A 22897-nucleotide genomic window follows, 5' to 3' on the forward strand; every position below is an offset into this window, starting at 1 on the left:
TAAAAATTTATCTTTGCCGGATATGACACTCATTTCAACTGACAACACTAAGAATCAAGAAATTGTAAAAAATGTATTTACAATGTATCTTGAGCAAAAAGGGCATCGCAAAACTCCTGAGCGTTATGCTATACTTCAGGAAATTTACGATAGCGAAGAGCATTTTGACATAGAAAACTTATATATCAAAATGAAAAACAAGAACTATCGTGTGAGTAGGGCTACATTATACAACACGATCGAGTTATTGTTAGACTGCGCTTTGGTTAGAAAACATCAATTTGGGCAAAATCAGGCTTACTACGAAAAATCATACTTTGATAAACAGCATGATCACATTATCATGACTGATTCTGGTGAAGTAATCGAATTTTGCGATCCAAGAATTCAAACCATCAAAAAAACAATCGAAGAAATATTTGATATCGAAATCACGAATCATTCATTGTATTTCTACGGAAACAAAAAGCAAAAACAATAGTCCGGAAACGCATTATTTAAAGAAATAAAAAAAAAAAAAAAATTAACTACATTAATCAGTAGGGCAACTTGGGTTGCCTCAACGCAAATTAAAACAGAATGACCGTAGATTTATTACTAGGATTACAATGGGGAGATGAAGGTAAAGGGAAAATTGTTGACGTTCTTACCTCTAATTATGATATTATTGCACGTTTTCAAGGAGGACCAAATGCAGGACATACATTAGAATTTGACGGAATTAAACATGTACTTAGAACCATTCCTTCTGGAATTTTTCATAAAAATTCAATAAACATCATTGGTAATGGTGTTGTAATAGATCCGGTAGTTTTTCAAAAAGAAATCGAAGGTTTAGAGAAATTTAACCTTGATATCAAAAGCAAATTGATCATTTCAAGAAAAGCACATTTAATTTTACCAACACACCGTTTGCTTGATGCAGCATCTGAAGCATCTAAAGGAAAAGCTAAAATTGGTTCTACCCTTAAAGGAATTGGACCAACTTATATGGACAAAACCGGAAGAAACGGATTACGTGTTGGAGATATTGAATTAGAAGACTTTAAAGAACGTTACAGAGCATTGGCTGACAAGCATGAGGCAATGATTGCTTTTTATGATGTAGCAATTCAATACAACTTAGCTGAACTTGAAAAAGAGTTTTTTGAAGCTATCGAAGAATTAAAAAAATTAGACTTTATCGACAGTGAAGAATATATGTACCAAGCTCAAAAAGCAGGTAAATCTATTTTATGCGAAGGAGCTCAGGGATCTTTATTAGATGTAGATTTCGGAACTTATCCTTTCGTAACTTCATCAAATACTACTGCTGCCGGAGCTTGTACTGGTTTAGGAATTGCTCCTAACAAAATCAAAGAGGTTTACGGAATTTTTAAAGCTTATGTAACGCGTGTTGGTAGTGGACCTTTCCCAACGGAACTTTTTGATGAAGTTGGTGCTACTATGGCAAAAGTGGGTAACGAATTTGGATCTGTTACAGGAAGACAAAGACGTTGCGGATGGTTAGACCTTGTAGCTTTAAAGTATGCTGTTCAGGTAAACGGAGTTACTCAGTTAATGATGATGAAAGGCGATGTTCTTTCAGGATTCGAAACTTTGAAAGTTTGTACAGAATACAACTATAAAGGACAAAACATTTCTCACTTTCCTTACAACATCGAGCCGGAAAACGTAACTCCTGTTTATAAGGAATTTAAAGGATGGAAAGCTGACTTAACAGGATTGACGACTTACGATCAATTACCAATTGAGCTAAAAGAATATATCGAGTTTATTGAAGAAGAAGTTGGCGTTCCAATTAAGATTGTATCTGTTGGACCAGACAGAAAGCAAACAATAACAAAATAATACATCTAAACGCTCTGATAACCAGAGCGTTTTTTTTATACAAAAGATTTCTTATTATGAAAAATCCAGAAATTAAAGTTACCGAAACAAAGTTACTATCAGACAATTGGTACATACTAAACAAAGTAACTTTTGACTACCAAAAAAAGGACGGTAAAGTAGAATCTCATATTCGTGAAGTTTATGACCGAGGAAACGGAGCCGCCATTTTATTGTATAATTCAGCTAAAAAAACAGTAATCTTAACGCGTCAGTTTCGTTTACCAACTTATCTTAACGGAAACAAAACCGGAATGATGATCGAAGTTTGTGCAGGACTTCTTGATCAGGACAATGCAGAACAAGCGGTCATTCGCGAAACCGAAGAAGAAACAGGCTATCGCTTAAAAAAGGTTCAAAAAGTAATAGAAACCTATATGTCTCCAGGTTCTGTTACAGAGATTTTATACTTATTTGTTGGAGAGTACGACGAAACCATGAAGGTAAATGATGGCGGAGGATTGGATGCTGAACAGGAAAATATCGAAGTGTTGGAATACACTTTTGAAGAAGCTTACAACATGATTGAATCTGGTGAGATTACAGATGCTAAAACCATTTTGTTATTACAACACGCCAAAATAAAAAATTTGATTTAGATTTTTTGACTATTTTTAGGTTTGTAAAAAGACCTTTATATGATCAAATTTAAAATTGCGTTTTTTCTATTTTTCCCTTTTGTCCTGTTTTCTCAAAATGAAAAATTTCCGGCAGAAAAATTAAAACAAGACCTTACTACTTTTAGAGAAATTAGAGAAAAAGCAAACTCGGGCATTTACAAATACCGAACTAAAAAACAAATTGACAGTATTTACAATTGGGCATTTTTGCAATTAAAAAATCCCAGGAAAGTAGTGGATTTCTACAAAATAATTCTACAAATAACTAACTTCGAAGGCAGTGTACATAACAATACCACTCTTCCTGACGTATATAAAAATACATCAGGAAAAGTATTTTTTCCTTTTCCTGTAAAGTTGATTGGCAACAAAACAATCGTCAATTTAAAAAACGATGAGATTGCGTTAGGTTCACAAATTCATAGCATTAACGGAATTGAAATAAATAAAATAGTACGCTCTTTTTATAAATATTACACCACAGATGGTTTTAATATATCCGGAAAATCAATCGGAATTAATGCTGCCTTTCCAAGATACTTTGAAATGGAATATGGACCAAAAGAAGCATTTTCAGTCGAATACTCTCTTCCAAAACAAACTGAAAAGCTTTCTAAAACTATTGCCGGTATTTCTAATGAAGAAAGAAAGAAAGAAAGAAAGAAAGGAGAACTTTAAAAAGCGGCACTCTTTTCCTTCTGACAGTTTATTCTACACCAATTTCAAAGACAAATATTCATTTAAGATTATTTCCAAAAATACCGCCTTACTTGCCGTTCATACTTTTGCCATTGGAGGAAATGCAGAAGATAAGGAACATATAGTGTATAAAAAATATCTGGATAGCTGTTTTCAGATGCTTTCTGTACATCCTGAAATAAAGAATCTAATTGTAGACGTTAGAAATAATGGTGGTGGATCAGACCCCAACGATTTGGTAACTTTTTCGTACCTAACTCAAAAAAACTATCGCGAAAATAAAAGTGCCTACATCAATTTTCAGAAAATTCCATTTCTTCCTTATTTTGTTTACGAAGAAACTAAGACCGAAAAAAAGCTGGAAGAAAAAAATGATTTTGAAGCGGAGTTAAAAGAAGAATACCCAATCTTAAAAGGCAAAATATATCCTCAGGATCCAAAATTCAATCGTTTATTACAGCCGGATAAAAATACCTTTAAAGGTCAGGTTTACTTATTAATCAGTCCAAGAGTGGCTTCGGCGGGATCGCTTTTCGCATCGTTAGTTACAGCAAAAACAAATGCAATTATTATTGGCGAAGAGACTATGGGAGGTTATTACGGACATAATGGCCATACTCCTATCGAGTACGAATTGCCCAATACAAAAATAAAAACACAGTTCTCTATCGTAAATTTAGAACAGGACGTTCCTAAAAAACCAAATCAGATTTTTGGTCGTGGTGTAATTCCGGACGTTGAAGTTAAACAGAGTTTTGATGATTTTATGCAAAATAAAGATGCTCAAATGGAGTATGTTTTGAAATTAATTGAGAAAAAGTAAAATGAGCATATTTAAAAATTATAAAAAATTTATCCGAATAGTATTCATTCTTTTTTTAATCATTAACATCGTAGCTTTTGTACATGCATATAAATTCACACATTTTGCAGAAAATGGATCAATAAAGACCAAAAACCCTGAAAAATTATCAACATCCGAAAAAGTAAAAACTTTAATTTTTGGCGTGAATAACCCTAAACCTGAAAATAAAAAGTATCCTCTTCAGAAATATCAAACTCTAAAGCTAAAAAGTAATAAAGAAATTGAATGTTGGTTAATTAAAAGTCAAAATTCAAAAGGAACAATTATTTTGTTCCATGGCTATGGTGCCGCGAAATCTTCAATGATCGATAAATCAAATGAATTTATAAAACTCGGCTTTAATACAATGCTTGTTGATTTTATGGGTAGTGGAAATTCAGAAGGAAATCAAACCACAATTGGATATAAAGAAGCTGCACAAGTAAAAACATCATTTGATTATTTAATTCAATCAGGAGAAAAAAACATCTATTTATTTGGCACTTCTATGGGAGCTGTAGCCATTATGAAATGTATTAACGATAATAAAATCAAACCAAAAGGGATAATCATTGAATGTCCATTTGGCTCTATGTATGAAACAGTTTGCGCAAGGTTTAAAAAAATGAACGCACCTACCATTCCTATGGCAGGAATTTTAGTTTTTTGGGGAGGTATTCAAAATGGTTTTTGGGGATTCAACCATAATCCAACAGAATATGCAAAAAATATAGATTGTCCTACTCTGCTTCTTTACGGAGAAAAAGATAAAAGCGTAAGTCGTAAAGAAATTGACGGAATTTATTCCAACTTAAAAGGTCCTAAAAGACTAAATACCTACAAAGGAACAGGACACGAGAACTACTTGATAAAAAATAAAACAGAATGGATTAAAAACATTTCTGCTTTTTTAACAAAATGAAAATCCAGTAAACAATTCAAAAAATTGTGTAAGTCTTTTTCGGGATGATTAAAATAACTTTACAGTACTAAAAAAACCAGTTTATGAAAAAGTTATATTACACATCCAATATCCTGCTTGTATTAATCTTAGTCTTATTAGGTTCATGTAAAAAAAATGAATCAACTGATACTAAAGAAAAAGCAAAACCAAAAAAATCAATTGAGCATACTAAACCCAAAACTATTTCTTATCAATTTGAAAAAACAAAAGAATGGCTTAAAACAAACGGATCTGACAGCACCAAACTTCGTATAGCTTATGCTATAAACAGAACGGATAAAGCTAATTTTGCAAAATTAGATTCAGTGGTACTTCCTGCAGATTTTACTGGAGATATTGTGTATTATCTTCCGTTTCCTTTTCATGTAAAAGCACTTGAAGAAGTTTCAAAAGTAATTATCTTCTCTTATCCTACTCAAACATTTGCCGCTTATGAAAATGGTGAATTAGTACATACAGGTCCTACCAATATGGGTAGAAAGAAAGATCAAACTCCAACGGGATTATTTTTCACCAACTGGAAAGCCGAAAAAACAACGAGTACTTTTAACGACGAATGGGACTTAAAATGGAATTTTAATATCGAAAATAAATTAGGTGTTGGTTTTCACGAATATGCATTGCCAGGTTATCCTGCCTCTCATTCTTGTTTAAGATTACAAGAAAATGATGCCAAATTTCTATACAAATTTGCCGATGAATGGATTTTACAGGATAAAGAAAATGTAAAAGTAAAAGGAACCCCGGTAATCGTTTTTGGAAGTTACAATTTTGATGGGCCAAAACCCTGGTTCGAATTAGTGAAAGATCCAAAAGCATTGGATATCTCTGAAGCTGAAGTGGAAAATCAAACGAAACCTTTTATACAAAAGATTTTAGAAAATCAAAAAGTTAGAGAAGCCGAACCAACCGCTACTCCGTAAAAATATTGTTATCCAAGGAAAAGCTGCTATTATAATTTTGACGAATTGTAGTAGTAGTTTTTTTTTTTTGCTTTATGTTTTTTATGCCACGAAGGCGCTAAGACACAAAGTTTTTTTTTAGAATTTATCATCAATAAAATTCGGCTAAAGCCTATTTCTCTATCCCACCCTTTCATCCTCCAGCTAAAGCTGGGGACTATTCAATTAAAACCTCAAAATAGACGCACAGCAGTGCGTTTCTACCTAAACTTTGCTCCTTTGTCCCTTTGAACCTATGGATCTATGGACCCTTGAACCTTTTCATCAATAAATAAGCGAACGTTCATTTATTATTTATATATTTGTACCATAATCACTTAAAATCATGAGAACAAGAGATATAAATAAAGAAGAAATCGTAAAACAAAAAGCTATTGAAATGCTGGTTTCACAAGGCGTAGAAGGTTTTGGGATGAACCGACTGGCGAAAGAATGCGGAGTTTCTGTGGCAACACTTTATATTTATTATTCGGATAAAGAAGATCTTATCAGGAAAATTGGAATCGAAATTGGTAAAAATTTCTTTGAAGAAATGTTAGTCGGATTTTCGCCTGAAATGTCTTTTATAGATGGTTTACGCAAGCAATGGGATAACCGTTCTAAGTTTGCGATCAACTTTTCTTTGCAAACTACTTGTTTAGAACTTCTAAAACATTCGACTTATGGCGATGCTATTTTAGCAGAAATTACAACAGACTTCAAGGAACAAATGACAAAATTCATCACAAAAGCTATTGAAAAGAAAGAACTTCTACCCATTACTTTCGAGGTTTTTTGGAGCATTGCTTATGGATCGCTTTATTCTCTCTTAGAACTTCACAGAGAAGGTAAATCAATGTCGGGAAAGCCTTTTGTTTTTACTCAGAAAATTAGAGATGAGGCTTTTAATGTAGTTATTAAAGCTTTGACTCCTTAGATAAAAATCAATATCAATATCAATGGCAACATCAATGGCAATGGTAAATTCAATGGCAAATGCAATGGCTAACTCAAACTGAAAATTTAATCAATACAATATCAATTAAATAAAAAATCAAATGAATACTTCACTTATAAAAAATAAAAAAATCGCCATTATTGGCGGTGGACCTGTTGGATTAACAACAGCAAGAATTTTACAAATTAACGGGGCTGATGTAACGCTTTACGAAAGAGATGTAAATGCTCAGGCCAGAACTTCGGGAGGAACATTAGACATCCACTCTGATTCAGGACAAAAAGCGATTCAAAAAGCTGATTTAATGGATGAATTTTATCGCTACGCCAGACCAACCGGAGAGAAAATGGCTGATATGCACGGCAATATTACTTCGGAGGAAATGCCTACTGAAGAGAATGCTTATTCTAGACCTGAAATTGACAGGAATGATTTGAGAAAAATCATGCTGGAAAACTTAAAGGAAAATACTGTAGTTTGGGATAGCCAGTTGACTGAAATTCAGAAAATCGACGAACAATATCATTTAGAATTTAAAAACGGTACTAAAACAATTGCTGATTTTGTTATTGTGGCGAATGGCGGAAGATCGAATGCCAGAAAATTTGTTACCGATAAAGAACCTCAGCTTTCCGGTACTTATATTATTCAAGGAGAAATTGAACATCCGGATCGTGATTATCCTGAATTTAAACCTAAATACGGTGACGGAAATGTAATGGCAATGGGGGAACAAAAAATGTTTTATACGCACACCTTACGCGATGGTTCTGTACATTTTGGAGTTTCTTTTAAAACAAATGAAGAATGGGTTTTAAACAACGGAATTGACTTTGAAGACAATGCTTCTGTAATTGCTTTTCTGAATAAAAAATTTGAGAACTGGAACGAAGATTATAAAAAATTCTTTGCCGCTGCTACAGATTTTTCAGGATTGCCATTACGTTTGTTCTCTTTAGAAGAATCCTGGAAAAAACATTCCAACATTACACTTATAGGCGATGCGGCACACTTAATGCCACCATTTGCTGGCGAAGGTGTAAATATGGGCTTAATGGATGCTTATCAACTAACTGAAAATTTGACGAACGGAGAATTCTCAACTACCCAGGATGCAATTGACGATTATGAACAAAAAATGTTTGGTTATGCTCTTGAAGCGCAACGCACCACTTATCAAATGGAGGTATTACTGCATTCTGATGTTACAACTGAGAAGATACTCAATAGCCGCGGTGGTGTTTAATGTTTTTTTCTTTTACCATAAAGTATATAAGTTCATTTAATCTGAATCGAATATTGCTCAAAAGTTAGTCGAATGTCGCCAATCTTTAGTGATTTCCGATTGTGATCCTTCGTTCCTCAGGATGACAAGATTGCGATTACTATTTTAAATATCAACCAAATAACAAATATATTGTAAAAACTGATTCTAGCCCCGATAGAAGTGGAAATCCTTTTGTGGCGGTCCCGATAGCTATCGGGAGACACAAAAGATTGTAGCGAATAGCGGGATTAGCTTCCGAAAAAAAATGAGTAAAACAAACAAAAGGCATAAGAAACTAAATCTTATGCCTTTTGTTTTATTATTTATATCATTTTCAACTAATCAGTATTTCAACTTCATCTAATTGAATTTGCTTCCGTTTTACTCCGTATAGTTTTTTTAATAAATTGAAAATACTAAATGGATTAGGACCAATCATGGAATAAAACACAGTCAGATCTTCATAATTATGAACTGAAATTTTATATTTTGATTTATCAGTGACCTGAAAACTAAAAAATTTCACTGCTCTTTTTCCATTTTTATAATCCCTTACTTTTAAGTTTTTTTCTCTTAAAAGTATTGCTTCATTAGTTTTTAAATCCAGAATTTCGATAAAAAAGTCATCATTTACCTGAACATCAAAACCACCCAAAACAAAAATATCATAAAAACCATAATACAAATCAACTTCAAGAGTGTCTTTCAACTTGAACTGTAAATTCATATTGGATTATCTTGAATAATTTGGAGCTTCTTTTGTAATCGTTACGTTGTGTGGATGACTTTCTGTGATTCCGCTTGATGTGATTCTAACAAAACGTCCTGTTTCCTGCAAAGTAGGAATGTCTTTTGAACCGCAGTATCCCATTCCGGCACGAAGACCTCCAACGAATTGAAGCATACTTTCGTTTAATTCTCCTTTGTAAGGAACACGACCAACGATTCCTTCCGGAACTAATTTTTTAACATCGTCTTCAACATCCTGAAAGTAACGGTCTTTAGAACCTGTTTGCATTGCCTCAACAGAACCCATTCCGCGGTAAGATTTGAATTTTCTTCCTTCGAAGATAATAGTTTCACCTGGAGATTCTTTTGTTCCTGCTAATAAAGATCCTAACATTACACAGTCAGCACCGGCAGCAATTGCTTTAGGAATATCTCCTGTATAACGAATTCCTCCATCTGCAATAACCGGAACTCCGGTTCCTTTAATAGCCGCAGCTACTTCAAGAACTGCTGAGAATTGAGGAAAACCAACACCAGCAACGATACGGGTTGTACAGATAGAACCAGGTCCGATTCCTACTTTTACTCCGTCTGCTCCGTTTGCTACTAAATATTTAGCCGCTTCAGGAGTTGCAATGTTCCCTACAATTACATCAATATTTGGGAATTTTGATTTTATTTCTTTCAATGTATTTACTACACCTTCAGTATGTCCGTGAGCGGTATCGATAATGATCGCATCTACTCCGGCAGCAACTAATGCTTCTGCTCTTTGAACTGCGTCACCGGTAACACCAATGGCTGCAGCTACTCTTAAACGACCAAAAACATCTTTGTTAGCGATTGGTTTTTGAGTCAGTTTTGTAATATCTCTAAAAGTAATTAAACCAACCAATTCATAGTTAGCATTTACTACTGGTAATTTTTCGATTTTATGTCCTTGTAAAACTACTTCGGCTTGTTCTAGTGAAGTTCCTTCGGCAACAGTAACTAAATTGGTACTTGTCATTACCTCAGCGATTGGTCTTGCTCCGTTTTTTTCGAAACGTAAATCACGGTTAGTAACGATTCCTTTTAGAATTTTGTTTTCGTCAACAATTGGGATTCCGCCAATTCCGAATTCTTTCATCGCATTTTTTGCATCTGCAATGGTAGAATTTGTTGGTAAAGTTACCGGATCGATAATCATTCCTGATTCAGCACGTTTTACTCTTCTAACTTTCGCAGCTTGTTGCTCGATTGTCATGTTTTTATGCAAAACACCTATTCCGCCTTCTTGTGCCATAGCGATTGCCATAGAACTTTCGGTAACTGTATCCATAGCAGCTGATACTATTGGAACGTTTAGTGTTATATTTCGTGAAAATTTTGATTTGATACTCACTTCGCGAGGAAGCACATTCGAGTAGTTAGGTACTAATAATACATCGTCGTAAGTTAAACCTTCGCCGATAATCTTGGAGTTGTGTGCTATCATGTTGCAATTTCTAGTTGAATTGCGTGCAAATATAGTGAATAAATTGGAAACTTGATTACTAACTTATTCATAAATTTAGCTTTACACGAAAGATCTTACAAATAACTTGACGTTAAATTCCAATAATTTTTAAATTTTAAATTCCAATTGCGGGTTTAAAATCCAATAAAAAAATTCTAAATGCCAATTTTCGATTAAATTCCAAACGCCAATACAACTCTTACGGCTCACTTGGAATTTGGAATTTTAAAGTATTGGAATTTGTTCTATTCTTCCGAATCATGGAAAACAAAATTGAAACCAAACTGAAATGCAATACTATTGGCCTTCGAGACATCTTTAAATTCCAGAACATTGTCGACGAGAAGATACATATTGAGTTTCCCTAGTGTTCCCGAAATTCCTAAACCGATGTTTTTGTTCGAATAAGGATCGAAGGTGTAAGTGGCTTTGACATCTAGCTTCTCGAAAATATTGCGTTTATAAAAAGCGGTTAGTGCTACAAAAGGTTCGACTGGCATTGACATGATAAACAATTGTCCACCGACTGCATTGGCATAACTTGTGGTTACTTTTCCTTTGCAATTACAATCGGCATTAGAACGTGATTCACCAAATGAATACTGAATCGAAGAATAAAATTTGGTTGGCCGCCAGGTGGTATACTTACTATAAAGCGTATCTCGTGGTATGGCTTTATCGAATTCATCAAAAATATCTTCCGGTTCGTTTGTAGGATCAAAACTAGGATTTGCACCTTTATAATTATAAGTTCCTTTGTAGGTTAATGTTTCGATATCTTTAGTGTGATTTATAAAACCAAGATCAACAATGCTCGCCGTAAACTGAAGATTATCTTTGAAATAATAGGTAAGTCCAGCATCGATACCAAATCCTAAACTACCGTTAAAAAAGGTGTTATGAGCAATATCTTTAGGAATACTTCCTTCGTATTCATCTTTGGTAAAAGTAGTAATACCTGAGGTTTTCAATTCTAAATTCGAGGCTATTATCTGCTCGTACATATTGGGCGTTCCCACACTTTGACCTGTATAAATAAATCCTGAATTTTTGGTAGAAGTTGCATTTGCACCACTTGAATACAATTTTGCACGACCTCCTAAAACTAGTTTCTCACTTAGCTTTTTATGAAATCCTACGTGAAATACAGAAAGTACTTCAGCCCTTACATTTAAATCAGCCAGATTGAATGCTCTGCCAATATGATCGCGATTTCCGTCTAAGGCTAATATGGCGAGATCTTTAGGAACATACATTAAGAAATCGAATTCCTGATAGGCGCCAAACGAAATATAAGACTGGCTGTCTCTTCCTCCTACTCTAAATCCTCCGGAAAATAATTCGAGTTGCTGATTGACCTGTGTTTTATCTTTACTCGAAGAATTATTGATCACATTTCGCACTTTATCATTAAAATCGACTCCGTTGTTAGCGAATAAATCATAGGCAGAGAAACTGCTGGAACCTAAATTGGCTGATACTCCGGACAAAACGGGAATGCCAAAATAGAATTTATACGAAACATCGGCTCCTGGATTTACGAGCGATGATTGCGGAATAGAAGTAAAATTATACAACACTTCTTTGTTTTGGGCAAAACCGGAAAGTTGTAAAGCGACGATTAAAATCAGGTATAATTTTCTCATTCTATTACCATATAAACGGTTGCGCCTGATTTGAATTTTAAATTACCTGTACTATTTTGATCTAATGGAGGTCCGGGCGCCATTGTTACAAGGAAACCTAACTTAGTAGTTCTTTTTAGGAGATCTAACCTTTGGCCTTCAAATACTTCTGTTGGGAATTTAATAATATTTGAGGTTCCTGAATATGCCGGAACATTATACGAATCTGTTTCAAGTACCTCATTATTAGCATCGAGAAGCAAAAGATCAATTCTAAAGGCTCTAATTATGGTGTTTTCAATTTCGAAGTCAAGTTCTGTTTTGACCAAATTATCCCTGAAGAATTTTTCTTTAAAAGCATCAAATTCAGTTACATCAGGATAGAGCGCTAAACTTCCGTCATTTACAAGTTGAGTTGCGGGAACATTGAAATAAGCCAGATTGGCCACAAAAACAGGTTCTAATTTCAGGTCTTTGGTCTGATCAAAATCGAGGTCGCTTGAACATGAAAGAAACAAGCCTGATAAAAATAATATCGTAGAGATTCTCTTTACAAAAGTTGCTTTCATGGGTAGGTTATATATCTAAATAACACACAACGTTATTCTGTTATTACTTATTATCTGCTATAAGTAAATATAGTAAATTTCCTAATGGAATTTACCAAATAATTTCGAAGCTTCATTATAAGCACTTTCAAAACTTAAAGAGTTTAAACCGGTAGCTTTTTTGTTGGATGTAAAATAAGAAATCAGTTTTTCTGTAGGCATATTTCCCGTTAGTTTATCTGTTGCCATCGGGCATCCGCCAAATCCCTGAATTGCACCATCAAAACGGGTACAGCCTGCTTTTGATGCGGCATCGATTTTTTCGAACCAAGTAGTAGGCGTGGTATGTAAATGTGCCCCAAACTCTATTTGAGGATACTTAGGAATCAGATTTGAAAAAAGATAAGTGATCACTTCCGGCGTAGAGCTGCCAACGGTATCTGAAAGTGATAAAATTTTCACACCCATTCCGGCTAGCTTTTCTGTCCATTCGCCCACGATTTCAACATTCCAGGGATCTCCGTACGGATTCCCGAAGCCCATTGAAAGATAGGTTACGACTTCTTTGTTTTTCTTGTCTGCAATTTCAAGAATTTCTTCTAGCGTTACTAAAGATTCAGCAATGGTTTTATGCGTATTTCTCATCTGAAAATTCTCGGATATCGAAAAAGGAAATCCCAAATATTGAATAGGTTCATGTTCTGCCGCTGCTGCTGCGCCTTGCGTATTGGCAATTATAGCCAGCAATTTGCTAGTAGTCTGCGACAAATCAAGTTGTGCCAGAACCTCAGCCGTATCCTGCATTTGTGGGATGGCCTTTGGCGATACAAAACTCCCAAAATCAATCGTATCAAATCCTACTCTAAGCAAAGCTTGTATATAAGAAACCTTGTTTTTAGTGGGTATAAAAGTTTTGATACCTTGCATAGCATCACGTGGACATTCGATAATCTTGATTTCTTTATTCAAAGCTTATTCTTTAGTGAAGGCTAAGTTAGTTTCTTTTTTAAAGAAATAAAAAAAAACTCTTGGTGTTATTTTTTATCATATAATTTATATAAGTTCATTTTAAAATAATTGTATGAATGCTAGTGATAAAAATCATTTAAGTTTTTAAATATTTCTTATTACTTAAAAAAGTAATAAACATAAATATTACACATAAATGTAATATATTTATTTATTACGTATATTTGTAATATAGAGATTAATTTATTTTTAATTATATTTGAATATGACAAGCGTAATTACCGGAGATATCATTGGTTCAAGACAACAAACGTCTAAACATTGGGTGGAGGATTTAAAAAAAATCCTGTCTCCGTTTGGAGAAACGCCAAGTCAATGGGAAGTCTACAGGGGTGATGAATTTCAAATCGAAATTAAAAATCCCGAAGAAGCGTTATGGTCTGCAATTTTGATAAAGGCGCATTTAAGAACTATAAAATTAGATGCCCGAATGAGTATTGGTTTTGGCGACAAAACGCATGAAGCAGAGAAAATATCCGAAAGTAATGGCATTGCTTTTATACATTCAGGAGAACTTTTTGAAACTTTAAAAAAACAAAAACTAACTTTAGCAATGAGAACCGGTGATGCTATTTTTGATGAAAAGATAAACCTGATGATTCAACTGGCTTTAACCTTTATGGATAACTGGCTCGCACAACAAGCTGAATTTGTAGCCGCTGCAATAGAAAATCCTGCGTTGTCGCAAGAAGAATTAGGACAAAAATTGGGCATTAATCAAGCTGCAGTGAGCCGTAGACAAAAGCGCGCCCAATTTGATTTGATACAACAATTAGATCGTTATTTTAGAACCCAAATAAAACAACTTACAACGCCATGATTTTATTTATAAAACTACTTTTAGCACATTTATTAGGCGATTTTATATGGCAGCCCAACTCATGGGTAGCGGATAAAGAAGCCAAAAAACATAAAAGTATTTATTTATACCTTCATATTCTTTTACACGGAATCCTGGCTGCAATTTTGGTTGGGGAAATTCAGTTTATACCTTATGCTGTTTTAATTGCTGTTACGCACGGCATTATCGATTTGATCAAACTCAATTTTCAGAAGAAAAAAACAAAGCGTACCTGGTTTGTTCTCGACCAAATTGCGCATGTTTTAATTTTGATTGGAGTTGTATTACTTTACAAAGGCGAACCAATACAATTTCAATGGTTTAACAATCAGTTTTGGGTTTTAATTACTGGTGTTTTATTGATTACCAAACCCACTTCTATTTTCATTAAAACTATTATTTCGATCTGGACTCCGGAAAGCCAGAATAGTCACAACGACAATTCGCTGGCTACCGCAGGAAATTATATTGGAATACTGGAAAGATTATTTGTGTTCTGTTTTATCGTAACAGGACATTTTGAAGCGATTGGCTTTCTTTTGGCTGCTAAATCTATTTTTAGATTTGGGGATTTAAAAGAAGCCAAAGACAGAAAACTCACCGAGTACGTTATGATTGGTACTTTGATGAGTTTTGGAATCTCTATTATTACAGGATTAATTGTTCAGACGTTGCTTTTACAATTGCTCTAAAACCTTTTTATTGATCGCTTTTACCAAAGCAGGGCCTTCGTAAATAAATCCGGTGTACAATTGTACCAGACTTGCTCCAGCATTTAGTTTTTCGATGGCATCATCTACAGAATGTATTCCTCCTACTCCAATGATCGGGAATGCTTTATTGCTTTTTTCAGAAAGAAAACGAATTACTTCTGTCGAACGTTTCGTTAATGGTTTTCCGGATAAACCTCCCATTTCGGTTTGATTTTCAGATTGCAAACCTTCTCTTGAAATTGTCGTATTGGTAGCAATTACACCCGCAATTTGAGTCGTTTTTACAATATCAATAATATCTAATAATTGCTCGTCTGTAAGATCGGGAGCGATTTTTAAAAGTATCGGTTTTATTTTTTGAGTGCTTGTTTTTTGCTTTTCAACATTTCTGTTTTGTAGCGTTTGCAATAAAGCTGTCAAAGGTTCTTTGTCTTGTAAAGCTCTTAAATTGGGTGTGTTTGGAGAACTTACATTTACCACAAAATAATCGACATGATCAAACAGCGCATCAAAACAAATGATATAATCCTCTACGGCATTTTCGTTTGGCGTCACTTTATTTTTACCGATGTTTCCACCAATCAAAACTCCTGAATTCTTTTTCAAACGCTCTACGGCTTCAAGAACTCCTCCGTTATTAAAACCCATTCGGTTAATAATGGCCTGATCCGCTTTTAGCCTAAACAAACGTTTCTTAGGATTTCCTTCCTGACCAACCGGTGTTACAGTTCCTATTTCGATAAAACCAAAACCAAAATCAGATAATTCCTTGTATAGCTTGGCATCTTTGTCGAATCCCGCTGCAAGTCCTACCGGATTTTTGAATTTAATTCCGAAAACTTCACGTTCTAAACGGGTATCTTTTACTTCGTATATTGATCTGATAATTGATGAAACTCCTGGAATTTTCGAAATAAATTTAACAAATGAAAAAGTAAAGTAATGCACTTCTTCCGGATCAAACCAAAAAAGTATCGGGCGAATTATCAATTTATACATAAGAGTTGTTGTGTGTTTTTTTCGATTGCAAATTTAATTATAATACTTGAAAATGACTTCTTTTTTACAGAAACAAATTAGTAAGTGATTTTAAAGGATTTCTCAGGCAAATTGACCCCTTAAACTCCAGACAAAAATTCATCTTTTAATGTTGCAAGTTATAAAATGAAACACCTTAAGGCTTTTCGGTAAACTTACTAGACTTTTTATTCTTTAATTTTAAAACTTCTAAACTAAAGTCTGATTTAATAAACAACAAAATGCTACACAGAATGAGTGGTTATTTAAAAAAACTTTGCTTTTTGCACTTCTTTTTAGCCTCATTAGCATCCTTACTAATAAATCTATAGCTCAGGAAAATGAGGATAAAGAAGTTTTTTAAACCCCATCATCAAATTGGGATTTCAATCAATTATATTCATGTTTTTGAAGGAAGAGACGGCGAAGGAAATCGTGAAGTTTTAAGCCTTTCGGCATGTGGAGTTGATTATACTTTTCAGTTTCATAAAAACTGGGCTATAGGCCTGCATACCGATTTTGCAATTGAAAAATTTAAAGTCGAAAAAGTGGATTTTAATTTAATAGATTTCAAACTAAATAATGTTACTTTTTTATAATTATTCTTATTTTTTTATAATTTTAATGAGCTTAAAATACTGTAAATGAAAAACATAAAAAGCAGCTTACAAAACAAAGCAAAATATACTCAACCAAAAGTTCTTAACTTAACTTGATAGTATTATACTACAAGATTATTTTCAGTGAAGAATGAATAGAATTAACTCCATAGGATTACTATGATTTAATGTTATTTTTTTAACTTTATCCCCTATTTTAACTGACACAAATAAAATACCACCATAATGAAAAATAAAACTTATTGGATTTTAGCAATTCTCACCATCTCCATCATTTCCATTGCTTACGGCTACACCAAAATTATTGTTCCCAAGCAAAAATTAGCTGCAATGGATTGTGCCGAAACTCCAAATACTTCTGATACATCTTTATTTAAACCCACCATCGAAAATAAAAACAAGCCTCCTTTAAATAAAGCGCCTAAAGGTATGGTCTGGATTCCAGGCGGAGAATTTTCGATGGGAAGCAATGTCGAAGATGAAAGTTTATGCAGCATAAAAGGCGTTACAAAAGATGCTGCACCCATACATCAGGTTTATGTAGATGGTTTTTATATGGATCAAACCGAAGTAACCAACGATCAATTTGAAGCCTTTGTTAAAGCTACGGGTTATGTTACCTTAGCCGAAATAAAACCAACTCACGAAGAATATCCGGATGCACCACTGGAAAATTTAGTTGCCGGATCTGCCGTTTTTACCCCTACTGCTGCTAAGGTAAATTTGGGTAATTATATGCAATGGTGGTCTTATGCTAAGGGGGCAGACTGGAGACATCCTGAAGGCGCCGGAAGTTCTATAAAAGGAAGAGGCAATTATCCTGTTGTTCAAATTTCATACGATGATGCGGCGGCTTACGCCAAATGGGCAGGTAAAAGATTACCAACAGAAGCCGAATGGGAATTTGCTGCACGAGGCGGAAAATCAGGACAATTATATGCCTGGGGAAATACATTAAAACCTAAAGGAAAATTTCAGGCTAATATTTATCAGGGACACTTTCCTATAGAAAAAGGCGATACTGGAGAAGATGGGTATATTGGTATTGCACCAACTGCTCAATTTGAACCAAATCCGTATGGTCTTTATGACATTGGAGGAAATGTATGGGAATGGACAAATGACTGGTATACCGCAGATTATTATGATGTTTTAAAACAAAGTGGAAAAGTAGCCAAAAATCCGCAGGGCCCTGAGTCATCATACGACCCGGGAGAACCAAATTTACCTAAAAAAGTACAGCGCGGAGGATCATTTTTATGTACCGATCAATATTGTACGCGCTATATGGTTGGCACCAGAGGAAAAGGTGACTACAAATCACCGGCAAACCATATTGGTTTTAGATGTGTGCAATAATTTTTTGAAAAAAGTTTGCCGCCAATTTGCACGAATCAATTTAATATAATCATCCAATTTCACCAATTAAGATACGTGAAATTGGATTTTTAAAGTTTTAACCAAACAGTTAATATTAGTGCTAATTCGTGAAATTCGTGGCAAACCCTTTTCAACTCGTTTTTTCATTTTTCATAATTTAGAGCTTCACAACGCCTAATTATTTGCTTATATTTGCTAAAAATTAAACAAATGCAACATATTATAGATCGTTTTATCAGTTACGTAACTATTGATACTGAGTCAGACCCAAATTCAAATACCACTCCAAGTACAGAAAAACAATGGAATCTTGCCAATAAATTAGTCGAAGAACTAAAAACAATTGGCCTTGAAGATGTTACTATTGATGACAAAGCTTATATCATGGCCACTTTACCAAGTAATGTAGCTCATGACGTACCAACGATTGGTTTTGTTTCGCATTTTGATACTTCTCCTGATTTTAGCGGAGCTAATGTAAAACCTCAAATTATTGAGAATTACGACGGAAAAGATATCATCTTAAACGCTGAGAAAAACATTGTTTTATCTCCAAATTACTTTAAAGATCTACTACAATATAAAGGACAAACAATCATCACAACCGACGGAACTACTTTGTTAGGTGCCGATGATAAAGCTGGAATTACCGAGATTGTTTCGGCAATGGAATACCTGATTCAGCATCCTGAAATTAAACACGGAAAAATCAGAATTGGTTTTACCCCCGATGAAGAAATTGGCCGTGGCGCTCATCATTTTGATGTGGAGAAATTTGGCGCACAATGGGCGTATACGATGGACGGAAGCCAGATTGGTGAATTAGAATATGAAAATTTCAATGCTGCCGGAGCCAAAATCACTTTCAAAGGAAAAAGTGTTCACCCGGGTTATGCCAAAGGAAAAATGATCAATTCGATGTTGATTGCTAATGATTTCATCAACGAACTGCCTAAAGGAGAAACACCTCAGGAAACTAAAGGTTACGAAGGATTTTTTCACATACATCACATTACAGGAAGTATCGAAGAAACAGTTTTAGAATTGATTATTCGTGATCATAACAAATTGAAATTCGAAAAACGAAAAGATTTAATTGGTAAAATTGCCAAGAAAATCAATAAAAAATTCGCCAAACAATTTGGTGAAGATATTGTAACTGCCCAAGTTAACGATCAGTATTACAATATGAAAGAAAAAGTGCTTCCAGTAAAACATATCGTTGATATTGCTGAAAAAGCAATGCGCGAATTAAATATCAAACCGATCATTAAACCTATTCGTGGCGGAACTGACGGATCGCAATTATCATTTATGGGACTACCTTGCCCAAATATATTTGCAGGCGGACATAACTTTCACGGTAAATACGAATATGTTCCCGCAGAAAGTATCCAAAAAGCAACAGATGTAATTGTAAAGATTGCCGAATTAACTGCAATTCCGGGCGCTTTTGATGTAGCTGAAAAAACTAAAAGAAAAAGATAAATTCTAATTTTGAAGATTGGGAAAGGCACAAATTCCAAATTCCAATTATCTGTATAAACCTTTGTCAAAGTTTTAAAACTTTGACAAAGGTTTTTTTTACGCACGTTTGTCCTTGCGAGGAATTTTCCTCTAGTTTGTCATCTCGAACGAAGGGAGACTCGATAGCAAACAGACCAATTAGATCATACTCGTATTTCCGTTCAGATATTCGCCAATCTTTGTCGAGTTTCTTGTGTGATCTCTCCTGCGTCGAGATCACAAGATTACAGCTAGGTCGTGTGTAAACTTTTACGGAAATATAATTGAGATTACCTTCTCCCGGTTAACACGTCGTTCCTCGCAAAGGACATAAAATGCGTTGAACAAAAAAAATCCCAAATTCCAATCGTAAAATTGGAATTTGGGATTTTTTAAAATTGAAATTTATAAAAAAACTTACGCTTTTTTAGCCAAAGCAGCGCTCATTTCCATAGAAATAGCTGAACGCTCAATTTTTAATTTTCCTGACATTGTTTCGATTACTGCACTTGTTTCAGCAAGCTCAACAATTTTACCGTGAAAACCACTTTTTGTAATTATTTTATCACCTACTTTTAGGCTGCTTTCAAATTCTTTTTCGTTTTTTGCTCTTTTTTGTTGTGGTCTTATCATGAAGAAATACAACACTACAAACATTAGTAAATAAGGAGCAAATTTCATTAAATCTTGCATAGTATTCAGTTTTTATTTTTGTTATTAATATTTATGTTTTTAGCTCTTATTCCTGATAGTATCGGGATTGGAGTTTGGAATTTTAAGATTGAAATTTAATTACATTAAACCACGCCCAACTTTAACCATCTTTTTATTAGCCGTAAGCTCTTTAACAAGGTTATCTAAAATTCCGTTGATAAAAATACTACTTTTTGGTGTAGAATACTCTTTTGCAATTTCTAAATATTCGTTAAGAGTTACTTTTACTGGAATCGAAGGGAATTTTAAAAATTCGCAAATTGCCATTTTCAAAATAATAGTATCGATTTCGGCGATTCTTTCACTGTCCCAATTTGGTGTTTTATCGTCGTATTCTTTTGCAAAAATAGTTTCGTTCAAAACTGTTCTTCTGAACAAATCTTTAGCGAAGTCTTTATCTTCAACATCTTTATACAATTTTGGCACTCTAAAATCATCAGGATCCTGAGTTTTTATTGCTTTTAATTGCTTAACGATATGTGTATTTACAACCGGAATATCATCAACCCAGGTTAATTTATCATCTTCTAAATACTCATATAATTTTTCGTTAGGAACAATTACATCAGCAAATAAATCGATTACAAATTGTCTGTCTTCCTCAAAAGTATTAGTTGTAGTGCTCATGTATTTTGCATACAAATCACTTGACTTAATATCATTTAAAAGTAAAATGATATAATCATCATTCAAAGACCAATTGTTGATTTTACGATTTTCTAAAGCAATACTCAAAGAATTACTTTCGGCAAGAAGTTGGAAAATTTTGTTGTTGATGAACTTTTCGTTCGGATTACGTTCTGCAGCAGTTGCAAGATGTTTTTTGCTTGAAAGATGTAAAAAAACAGATTCTTTTTTGCAAATTTCAATCAGTGAAGAAAGCATTATAAGATATAAATCCTGAATATTATCGATACTGTAAAAAAGAAACTTTTCTTCTTTTTCCAGATTATCAGAACCGCTTTGATGCATTGCATAAATGGATTGCATTACTTTAACGCGTATGTGTCTTCTATTTACCACCTTGTAAGAACATTTAAAAATTAGTCTGCAAAATTAAGGATTTCAATCCTTATATTAAAATTAATTCGCAATTTTTAGTCACAGTTATCAGTCGCGGTTTTCAATATTGCAGAAAGTGGTTAAAAAATCCCCGTTTTTAGTCGCGATTTCAGGCCATAAGTATAAAAAAAGTCTCAGTCTCAATTTTCAAAACTGAAAACTGAGACTGAGACTGTATACCGAGACCGTAAACTAAAAATTACTTCTTAGCAGCGTTTTCAATTTTTCTTAAATCGATACGATTTTGAGCAATTGTAAGTGCAGCTTTATGAGTTGTCATTCCGTTTTTCACAGCATAATCGATAATTTCTAAAGTAGTGTTATAGATATTTTCGGTTTTTGTCATGATTTCGGCTTTACCGTAGTGCTCTAATTCAGCATAAACATTGATAATTCCACCAGCATTGATTAGGAAATCAGGTGCATATAAAATACCTCTTTCCTGTAATCTTGCTCCGTGAATATTTTCATCAGCTAACTGATTGTTGGCAGCACCAGCAATAACTTTAGCTTTGATTTTATTTACGGTATCGTTATTAATAGTTGCTCCCATTGCACATGGCGCATAAATATCAACATCAGCAGCATATAAATCTTCTCCTGTAAATATTGTTGCGTTGTATTTTTGAGCTACTTCGTATAATTTTTCTTCGTTAATATCAGCAATTGTAACGATTGCTCCTTCTTTAGTCAAATACTCTACCAAAGCTTCACCAACGTGACCAATTCCCTGAACCAAAACTTTTTTACCGTCTAAAACATCAGTACCAAACTGACTTTTAGCAGCAGCTTTCATACCTAAATAAACACCATAAGCTGTTATTGGAGAAGGATTTCCTGAACCACCTCTTTCTTCCGAGATACCCGTAACATAAGGCGTTACATCTCTTACAGTGTCCATATCTTTAGTTTCCATTCCAACATCTTCTGCTGTAATATATCTTCCGCCCAAAGAGTGTACAAACTCTCCAAACTTGCGCATTAATTCAGGCGTTTTTTGCGTTTTAGCATCCCCAATAATTACTGCTTTACCTCCACCAATGTTTAATCCTGTGATGGCAGATTTATATGTCATACCTCTTGAAAGACGCAAAACATCGTTTAATGCTTCCCATTCGGTATTATAGTTCCACATTCTGGTCCCTCCTAAAGCTGGCCCCATAACTGAATTATGAATACCAATAATTGCTTTTAAACCCGTATCTTTGTCATTGCAAAAAACAATTTGTTCGTGATCATCAAAAGATAGTTGACCAAAAACAGGATCCATTTTTTGAAGTTCCTTTCCAGTTGCGAAAGTTGCATCCATAGCGCTAGTATTTTATTAGTTAAAATTATGAATTTGTCAAAAAGACTTCTCAAATTTATATAAAAAATACACTTGTGCTAATTTTTTATCTTTAAAATAACAATATAACAATCGTTTTGTTTT

General features: G+C 34.1%; 23 protein-coding genes. 14 read left to right on the top strand and 9 right to left on the bottom strand.

The window, feature by feature from the left end; genetic code table 11:
* Positions 1-22: 22 nt before the first annotated feature.
* From GIY83_RS13870 to GIY83_RS13905, 9 genes are all read left to right on the top strand, one after another.
* Complete coding sequence (locus tag GIY83_RS13870; RefSeq protein WP_026981862.1) at positions 23-481, top strand: Fur family transcriptional regulator; 459 nt, start codon at positions 23-25, stop codon at positions 479-481.
* A gap of 98 nt (positions 482-579) precedes the next feature.
* Positions 580-1851: an adenylosuccinate synthase gene (locus GIY83_RS13875; protein WP_194616450.1), complete on the top strand. Its 1272-nt coding sequence runs from the start codon at positions 580-582 to the stop codon at positions 1849-1851.
* A 56-nt stretch (positions 1852-1907) separates the two neighbouring features.
* On the top strand, positions 1908-2489 hold the full coding sequence (locus tag GIY83_RS13880) for an NUDIX domain-containing protein (protein ID WP_208681901.1): 582 nt from the start codon (positions 1908-1910) through the stop codon (positions 2487-2489).
* A 39-nt stretch (positions 2490-2528) separates the two neighbouring features.
* Positions 2529-3188 (top strand): hypothetical protein, encoded by a 660-nt coding sequence (locus GIY83_RS24945; protein WP_229029105.1) that lies wholly within the window; start codon positions 2529-2531, stop codon positions 3186-3188.
* Positions 3148-4032 (top strand): S41 family peptidase, encoded by an 885-nt coding sequence (locus GIY83_RS24950; RefSeq protein WP_229029106.1) that lies wholly within the window; start codon positions 3148-3150, stop codon positions 4030-4032. Before GIY83_RS24945 ends, GIY83_RS24950 begins: the two co-directional genes overlap by 41 nt.
* A 1-nt stretch (position 4033) precedes the next feature.
* Positions 4034-4975 carry an alpha/beta hydrolase gene (locus GIY83_RS13890; RefSeq protein WP_208681902.1) on the top strand — a complete coding sequence of 314 codons (942 nt, stop codon included), beginning with the start codon at positions 4034-4036 and terminating at the stop codon, positions 4973-4975.
* An 83-nt stretch (positions 4976-5058) separates the two neighbouring features.
* Positions 5059-5940: a L,D-transpeptidase gene (locus GIY83_RS13895; RefSeq protein WP_194616447.1), complete on the top strand. Its 882-nt coding sequence runs from the start codon at positions 5059-5061 to the stop codon at positions 5938-5940.
* A 364-nt stretch (positions 5941-6304) separates the two neighbouring features.
* Entirely contained in the window at positions 6305-6895 is a 591-nt protein-coding gene (locus GIY83_RS13900; RefSeq protein WP_194616446.1) for a TetR/AcrR family transcriptional regulator, read from the top strand.
* Positions 6896-7016: 121 nt separating this feature from the next.
* Positions 7017-8162, top strand: a complete 1146-nt coding sequence (locus GIY83_RS13905) for an NAD(P)/FAD-dependent oxidoreductase (RefSeq protein ID WP_194616445.1) — start codon at positions 7017-7019, stop codon at positions 8160-8162.
* Between the two features lie 355 nt (positions 8163-8517).
* Here the strand turns inward: GIY83_RS13905 and GIY83_RS13910 are convergent, their stop codons facing one another.
* The 5 genes from GIY83_RS13910 to GIY83_RS13930 all read right to left on the bottom strand — a co-directional run bounded on the left by GIY83_RS13910 (position 8518) and on the right by GIY83_RS13930 (position 13552).
* Entirely contained in the window at positions 8518-8910 is a 393-nt protein-coding gene (locus GIY83_RS13910; protein ID WP_194616444.1) for a hypothetical protein, read from the bottom strand.
* 6 nt (positions 8911-8916) lie between these two features.
* On the bottom strand, positions 8917-10389 hold the full coding sequence (gene guaB / locus GIY83_RS13915; RefSeq protein ID WP_072956599.1) for an IMP dehydrogenase: 1473 nt from the start codon (positions 10387-10389) through the stop codon (positions 8917-8919).
* Between the two features lie 266 nt (positions 10390-10655).
* Positions 10656-12056 carry a DUF5723 family protein gene (locus tag GIY83_RS13920; RefSeq protein ID WP_208681904.1) on the bottom strand — a complete coding sequence of 467 codons (1401 nt, stop codon included), beginning with the start codon at positions 12054-12056 and terminating at the stop codon, positions 10656-10658.
* Positions 12053-12604 carry a hypothetical protein gene (locus GIY83_RS13925; protein WP_194616442.1) on the bottom strand — a complete coding sequence of 184 codons (552 nt, stop codon included), beginning with the start codon at positions 12602-12604 and terminating at the stop codon, positions 12053-12055. The genes GIY83_RS13920 and GIY83_RS13925 overlap by 4 nt, the downstream gene beginning before the upstream one ends.
* An 81-nt stretch (positions 12605-12685) precedes the next feature.
* Positions 12686-13552, bottom strand: coding sequence for a hydroxymethylglutaryl-CoA lyase (locus GIY83_RS13930; protein ID WP_194616441.1), 867 nt, complete (start codon positions 13550-13552; stop codon positions 12686-12688).
* A 265-nt stretch (positions 13553-13817) separates the two neighbouring features.
* On the opposite strand from GIY83_RS13930, the gene GIY83_RS13935 reads away from it, so the two are divergent.
* Positions 13818-14432, top strand: a complete 615-nt coding sequence (locus GIY83_RS13935; RefSeq protein ID WP_194616440.1) for a SatD family protein — start codon at positions 13818-13820, stop codon at positions 14430-14432.
* A complete protein-coding gene (locus tag GIY83_RS13940) occupies positions 14429-15145 on the top strand; it encodes a DUF3307 domain-containing protein (protein WP_194616439.1) in 717 nt (238 codons plus the stop codon). The genes GIY83_RS13935 and GIY83_RS13940 overlap by 4 nt, the downstream gene beginning before the upstream one ends.
* Here GIY83_RS13940 and GIY83_RS13945 read toward each other — a convergent pair.
* Positions 15131-16165 (bottom strand): quinone-dependent dihydroorotate dehydrogenase, encoded by a 1035-nt coding sequence (locus GIY83_RS13945; protein ID WP_208681906.1) that lies wholly within the window; start codon positions 16163-16165, stop codon positions 15131-15133. The genes GIY83_RS13940 and GIY83_RS13945 overlap by 15 nt on opposite strands.
* A 359-nt stretch (positions 16166-16524) precedes the next feature.
* Between GIY83_RS13945 and GIY83_RS13950 the strand changes: the two genes are divergently transcribed.
* The 3 genes from GIY83_RS13950 to pepT all read left to right on the top strand — a co-directional run bounded on the left by GIY83_RS13950 (position 16525) and on the right by pepT (position 19671).
* Positions 16525-16782, top strand: coding sequence for a hypothetical protein (locus tag GIY83_RS13950; RefSeq protein ID WP_208681908.1), 258 nt, complete (start codon positions 16525-16527; stop codon positions 16780-16782).
* A gap of 246 nt (positions 16783-17028) precedes the next feature.
* A complete protein-coding gene (locus tag GIY83_RS13955; protein ID WP_194616436.1) occupies positions 17029-18162 on the top strand; it encodes a formylglycine-generating enzyme family protein in 1134 nt (377 codons plus the stop codon).
* A gap of 231 nt (positions 18163-18393) precedes the next feature.
* Positions 18394-19671, top strand: a complete 1278-nt coding sequence (gene pepT, locus GIY83_RS13960; RefSeq protein ID WP_208681910.1) for a peptidase T — start codon at positions 18394-18396, stop codon at positions 19669-19671.
* 435 nt (positions 19672-20106) lie between these two features.
* Here the strand turns inward: pepT and yajC are convergent, their stop codons facing one another.
* The 3 genes from yajC to GIY83_RS13975 all read right to left on the bottom strand — a co-directional run bounded on the left by yajC (position 20107) and on the right by GIY83_RS13975 (position 22774).
* On the bottom strand, positions 20107-20382 hold the full coding sequence (gene yajC / locus GIY83_RS13965) for a preprotein translocase subunit YajC (RefSeq protein ID WP_055098477.1): 276 nt from the start codon (positions 20380-20382) through the stop codon (positions 20107-20109).
* Positions 20383-20481: 99 nt separating this feature from the next.
* The gene (nusB, locus tag GIY83_RS13970; RefSeq protein ID WP_208681912.1) at positions 20482-21393 is read right to left on the bottom strand and encodes a transcription antitermination factor NusB; all 912 of its coding nucleotides are present in this window, start codon (positions 21391-21393) and stop codon (positions 20482-20484) included.
* A gap of 271 nt (positions 21394-21664) precedes the next feature.
* Positions 21665-22774 carry a Glu/Leu/Phe/Val dehydrogenase gene (locus tag GIY83_RS13975; protein ID WP_305038385.1) on the bottom strand — a complete coding sequence of 370 codons (1110 nt, stop codon included), beginning with the start codon at positions 22772-22774 and terminating at the stop codon, positions 21665-21667.
* Between the last annotated feature and the right edge of the window lie 123 nt (positions 22775-22897).

Origin of the sequence: Flavobacterium sp. SLB02 (genome assembly GCF_009664855.1) — a bacterium.
In the GTDB taxonomy this organism is placed as follows: domain Bacteria; phylum Bacteroidota; class Bacteroidia; order Flavobacteriales; family Flavobacteriaceae; genus Flavobacterium.

What these genes read in the sequence shown, in the direction of transcription:
- GIY83_RS13870 (WP_026981862.1), top strand. Translation starts at nt 23, where the DNA reads ATGACACTCATTTCAACTGACAACACTAAGAATCAAGAAATTGTAAAA.
- GIY83_RS13875 (WP_194616450.1), top strand. Translation starts at nt 580, where the DNA reads ATGACCGTAGATTTATTACTAGGATTACAATGGGGAGATGAAGGTAAA.
- GIY83_RS13880 (WP_208681901.1), top strand. Translation starts at nt 1,908, where the DNA reads ATGAAAAATCCAGAAATTAAAGTTACCGAAACAAAGTTACTATCAGAC.
- GIY83_RS24945 (WP_229029105.1), top strand. Translation starts at nt 2,529, where the DNA reads ATGATCAAATTTAAAATTGCGTTTTTTCTATTTTTCCCTTTTGTCCTG.
- GIY83_RS24950 (WP_229029106.1), top strand. Translation starts at nt 3,148, where the DNA reads ATGAAGAAAGAAAGAAAGAAAGAAAGAAAGGAGAACTTTAAAAAGCGG.
- GIY83_RS13890 (WP_208681902.1), top strand. Translation starts at nt 4,034, where the DNA reads ATGAGCATATTTAAAAATTATAAAAAATTTATCCGAATAGTATTCATT.
- GIY83_RS13895 (WP_194616447.1), top strand. Translation starts at nt 5,059, where the DNA reads ATGAAAAAGTTATATTACACATCCAATATCCTGCTTGTATTAATCTTA.
- GIY83_RS13900 (WP_194616446.1), top strand. Translation starts at nt 6,305, where the DNA reads ATGAGAACAAGAGATATAAATAAAGAAGAAATCGTAAAACAAAAAGCT.
- GIY83_RS13905 (WP_194616445.1), top strand. Translation starts at nt 7,017, where the DNA reads ATGAATACTTCACTTATAAAAAATAAAAAAATCGCCATTATTGGCGGT.
- GIY83_RS13910 (WP_194616444.1), bottom strand. Translation starts at nt 8,910, where the DNA reads ATGAATTTACAGTTCAAGTTGAAAGACACTCTTGAAGTTGATTTGTAT.
- guaB (WP_072956599.1), bottom strand. Translation starts at nt 10,389, where the DNA reads ATGATAGCACACAACTCCAAGATTATCGGCGAAGGTTTAACTTACGAC.
- GIY83_RS13920 (WP_208681904.1), bottom strand. Translation starts at nt 12,056, where the DNA reads ATGAGAAAATTATACCTGATTTTAATCGTCGCTTTACAACTTTCCGGT.
- GIY83_RS13925 (WP_194616442.1), bottom strand. Translation starts at nt 12,604, where the DNA reads ATGAAAGCAACTTTTGTAAAGAGAATCTCTACGATATTATTTTTATCA.
- GIY83_RS13935 (WP_194616440.1), top strand. Translation starts at nt 13,818, where the DNA reads ATGACAAGCGTAATTACCGGAGATATCATTGGTTCAAGACAACAAACG.
- GIY83_RS13940 (WP_194616439.1), top strand. Translation starts at nt 14,429, where the DNA reads ATGATTTTATTTATAAAACTACTTTTAGCACATTTATTAGGCGATTTT.
- GIY83_RS13945 (WP_208681906.1), bottom strand. Translation starts at nt 16,165, where the DNA reads ATGTATAAATTGATAATTCGCCCGATACTTTTTTGGTTTGATCCGGAA.
- GIY83_RS13950 (WP_208681908.1), top strand. Translation starts at nt 16,525, where the DNA reads ATGAGGATAAAGAAGTTTTTTAAACCCCATCATCAAATTGGGATTTCA.
- GIY83_RS13955 (WP_194616436.1), top strand. Translation starts at nt 17,029, where the DNA reads ATGAAAAATAAAACTTATTGGATTTTAGCAATTCTCACCATCTCCATC.
- pepT (WP_208681910.1), top strand. Translation starts at nt 18,394, where the DNA reads ATGCAACATATTATAGATCGTTTTATCAGTTACGTAACTATTGATACT.
- yajC (WP_055098477.1), bottom strand. Translation starts at nt 20,382, where the DNA reads ATGCAAGATTTAATGAAATTTGCTCCTTATTTACTAATGTTTGTAGTG.
- nusB (WP_208681912.1), bottom strand. Translation starts at nt 21,393, where the DNA reads ATGCAATCCATTTATGCAATGCATCAAAGCGGTTCTGATAATCTGGAA.
- GIY83_RS13975 (WP_305038385.1), bottom strand. Translation starts at nt 22,774, where the DNA reads ATGGATGCAACTTTCGCAACTGGAAAGGAACTTCAAAAAATGGATCCT.